The following is a 3,423-nucleotide window of genomic DNA, read 5'->3' as shown; positions in this document are numbered from 1 at the left end:
GGGCTCGCTGAGACGAGCCCGGCGCGGGCCCGGCACCGGGCCGGGCCCGCGCTGCGTCAGGCGATGTCGATCGCGTCGAGTTCGGCGAAGTTCGCGCCCTTGCCGTACGCGATGGTGTTGGTCCCGGCGGTGAGGGTCACCGTGCGCTCGCTGACCTGCCAGTTGTCCCAGCCGGTGAAGGGGTAGTCCACGGTGCCGGCGGCGGCGCCGTTGACGGCCAGGCTGTGGCTGGCCGCGCCCGCGTCGGACCCGTTGGCGTAACGGGTGTAGAGCCGGTAGGTGCCGGCCCGGGGCACATAGACCGAGAACGTGACCCGGCTGTCGTCGAAGTCGATGCCGCCGACCACCACGCCGTTGCTGGCGCCGCCCACCGCGTAGCGGGCGTTGGCGCGGGTGAAGTCGGCGTCCTCGGCCTCGTAACGCACCTTGGCGCCCTCGACGATGGGGCGGCTGCCCTGCCAGTCGAGCCGCTGCGAATACATCGCCCGGTAGGTGAAGTCCGGGTTCCAGCCGTGGAAGACGATCCGGTCCTTGCCGTCGGGGCCGGTCACGACGTCCTGGCCGCCGGGGCCGCGTACCGTGCCGGCGAACGCGTCGGTGGTCATCAGCGGCGCCGCCGCCTTGGTGTACGGCCCGCGCAGGCGCGTCGACGTGGCGTAGCTGCTCACGTAGCTGCCGTTGCCGAAGAAGTTGGCCGAGTAGAACAGCACGTACGTGCTGCCGCGCTTCCACAGCGTCGGCGCCTCGACGAGGATGCCCTCGAACGGCTTGTTCTGCTTGATCAGCTCGGTCTCGGTGCCGGTGCGGCGCAGTCCGTCGGCGCTGACCTGCTGCAGGCGCAGCCAGGTGTCCTGGGCGCAGCAGTTGCCGTCGTTCTTCCACAGGATGTAGCGCCGGCCGTTCTCGGTGAACGACGAGGCGTCGATCGCGCCGCCGATCTCCGGGGTGCACACCAGCGAGGTGTCGCGGGGGACGAACGGCCCGCCCGGCTGGGTGGCGGTGGCGGCGCCGATGCACTGCTTGCCGGAGGCGCGGTCGTGCGCCGTGTACCACATCACGAAGCTCTTCGGCCCGGTCGCGAACACCTCCGGCGCCCAGACGCCGTGGTCACCGGGTCCGCCGGGCGGGAAGGACCAGTCCGGGTCGGCCCAGGCGCCCAGGGTGGGCAGCGCGTCGCTCTCCTGCACGGTCCAGCTGACCAGGTCGGTGGAGGTGGCCCACTTGATGTTCCGGCCGTCGCTGTTGGTGGCGTAGGCGTAGTAGGTGCGACCGACCTTCATGACGTCCGGATCGGCGAAATTCTGGTCGATGACGGGCCCGGACACGACCGCCGCCGACGGCGTGGCTGTGACCGTGAGCAGGCCGGCGGCCAGAACGAGGATGGCGGCGACGGCGGTGCGCCGATGACGGAACATGATCATGGACCCTCCGTTGAGGTCTATGGCGATGTTCCATCATGGTCGATTGCGTTGGTTTCCTGTCAAGAGATGTTCGTTGATTCCCGGAGGGCGACGGCCCGTAGGGCGACGTCCACGGAGGCGTGCAGCTGCTCGCGCGTCGCCCCGGCCGCGGCGTGGACCGCGTGCCCCTCGCTGAGGGCCATCACGAACCGGGCGAGCGCCCGCGGGTCGACGCCGTCCGGAAGGTCGCCCTCACGCGCCGCACGGGTCAGTCGCTCCTCGAGGGCGGCCTCGGTCGCGGCCCGCCCGGCGGCGAGGGCCTCGGTGATGCGGGCGTTCTCCGGCGAGCAGGCGAGGCCGGCCTGGATCGAGAGGCAGCCGGCGGGGTGGTCGTCGGCGGTGAGGCCGTCGGCGCTGGCGCGCAGGAAGGCCTCGACGGCGGCGTACGCCGTGGGCTGGTCGAGCGCGGTGCGGGCAGCGGCCGCCTGGGTCTCGCGGTAGCGCTCGAAGACGCGCTGGAACAACTGTTCCTTGCTGCCGAACGTCGCGTACAGGCTGGGCCGGTTGATGCCCATCGCGCTGGTCAGGGTGCTCAGCGAGGCGCCCTCGTAGCCGTGCCGCCAGAAGACCTCGGTGGCCCGGTCGAGAACGGTCTGCTCGTCGAAGGCGCGCGGCCGGCCGGGAGTGGGCGTCGGGGTGTTCATGATCTCCATCCTACCGTTCGGTACAAAAGCTGCTACGGTTGCTCCCAACCGAGCGGTACAAAAATGCACCGGAGGAACACATGACCGTCACCCTGATCACCGGCGCCAACAAGGGCATCGGCTTCGAGACCGCCAAGCAGCTGCTCGCACTCGGCCACACCGTCTGGATCGGCGCCCGCGATGCCGAGCGCGGCGAGAAGGCCGCAGCGGACCTGGGCGCACGCTTCGTGCAGCTCGACGTGACCGACGACGCGTCCGTCACCAGCGCGCTGGCCACCATCGACGCCGCTGAGGGCCGGCTCGACGTCCTGGTGAACAACGCCGGCGTCCTCGGCGCCGGGCCCATCGACGGCCCCACGGCCCTGCACGTGTTCGACACCAACGCCGTGGGCGTCGTCCGGGTCACCGAGGCGGCCCTGCCCCTGCTGCGCCGCTCGGCCAACCCCACCGTGGTGAACGTCTCCAGCAGCATGGGCTCGTTCGGCGTGGTGACCAACCCCGACCGGCCCGAGTTCGGCATGCCGCTGGCGCTCTACGCCGCGTCCAAGGCGGCCGCCACCATGCTGACCGTCCAATATGCGAAGGCGCACCCGGAGATCAAGTTCAACGCGCTCGAACCCGGCACCACCGCCACCGACATGACCGCCGCCTTCGGCATCGGGCGACCGGTCGCGGAGAGCGCCGCCACCGTCGTCCGGCTGGCCACGCTCGGCCCGGACGGCCCCACCGGCACCCTGACCGACGAACGGGGCGACCTGCCCTGGTAGGCGTGGATCAGCAGCGAGAGACCGCGCCAAGGATCTGACCGGGAAACTCAGGTGCCGGTGAGGGGGAGCGCGACGGTCAGCGGCCAGGCCACCACGACGGAGCCGGTCAGGGCGATCACCCACGGCGACACGGCGAACCGGTTGAGGAAGGCGCTCCACACCGCCTGCCACAGCATCAGGCCGATCAGGGGGAACAGGGCGAGCAGCACGAAGCCGTGCGTCAGACCGGTGACCGCGGCCGCGGCCAGGACCGCGGCGAAGACCACCGCGATCAGCAGTTGATGCAGGCCTACGCCACCGGCGACGCGTTCGGTGGCGTAGGCGAGCAGGGCGAAAGCGGCCCAGACGACCAGCAGGAGCCACCAGCGGTCACCGACCGGCACGGCGTGGGTCAGGCCGAGATGGACCGGCACGATGATCGCCACCATCGCATAGGGCACGGCCAGCAGCAGGCGCGGCCGGCCGGTCGTCGGCCGGGGCGTGGGCGCGCCGCGCCGGGACGCGTAGGCGAGCAGCAGCAACCCGGTGATCGCCGCGTACCCGACGACGTAG

Annotated in this window: 3 protein-coding genes and 1 pseudogene; 1 reads left to right on the top strand and 3 read right to left on the bottom strand. The window is 71.3% G+C overall.

The annotated features are described in order from the left end of the window. Positions 1-56 precede the first annotated feature (56 nt). Both AB0F81_RS34565 and AB0F81_RS34560 read right to left on the bottom strand, forming a co-directional pair. Positions 57-1,421, bottom strand: a complete 1,365-nt coding sequence (locus AB0F81_RS34565) for a family 43 glycosylhydrolase (protein WP_360204075.1) — start codon at positions 1,419-1,421, stop codon at positions 57-59. A gap of 59 nt (positions 1,422-1,480) precedes the next feature. Beyond that, entirely contained in the window at positions 1,481-2,104 is a 624-nt protein-coding gene (locus AB0F81_RS34560; protein ID WP_360204074.1) for a TetR/AcrR family transcriptional regulator, read from the bottom strand. 80 nt (positions 2,105-2,184) lie between these two features. Here AB0F81_RS34560 and AB0F81_RS34555 point away from each other — a divergent pair, with 80 nt between their 5' ends. Beyond that, positions 2,185-2,871, top strand: a complete 687-nt coding sequence (locus AB0F81_RS34555) for an SDR family NAD(P)-dependent oxidoreductase (RefSeq protein WP_360204073.1) — start codon at positions 2,185-2,187, stop codon at positions 2,869-2,871. 47 nt (positions 2,872-2,918) lie between these two features. On the opposite strand, the pseudogene AB0F81_RS34550 reads toward AB0F81_RS34555, so the two are convergent. Next, positions 2,919-3,423: pseudogene (locus AB0F81_RS34550) on the bottom strand (hypothetical protein); the annotation flags it as partial.

The sequence above is a fragment of the Actinoplanes sp. NPDC024001 genome, assembly GCF_040638955.1.
GTDB lineage: Bacteria > Actinomycetota > Actinomycetes > Mycobacteriales > Micromonosporaceae > Actinoplanes.
This window is presented reverse-complemented; position numbering and strand designations above follow the sequence as displayed.

Excerpts from the sequence above, each read along its gene's own strand:
- AB0F81_RS34565 (WP_360204075.1), bottom strand. The coding sequence starts at position 1,421 with ATGATCATGTTCCGTCATCGGCGCACCGCCGTCGCCGCCATCCTCGTT.
- AB0F81_RS34560 (WP_360204074.1), bottom strand. The coding sequence starts at position 2,104 with ATGAACACCCCGACGCCCACTCCCGGCCGGCCGCGCGCCTTCGACGAG.
- AB0F81_RS34555 (WP_360204073.1), top strand. The coding sequence starts at position 2,185 with ATGACCGTCACCCTGATCACCGGCGCCAACAAGGGCATCGGCTTCGAG.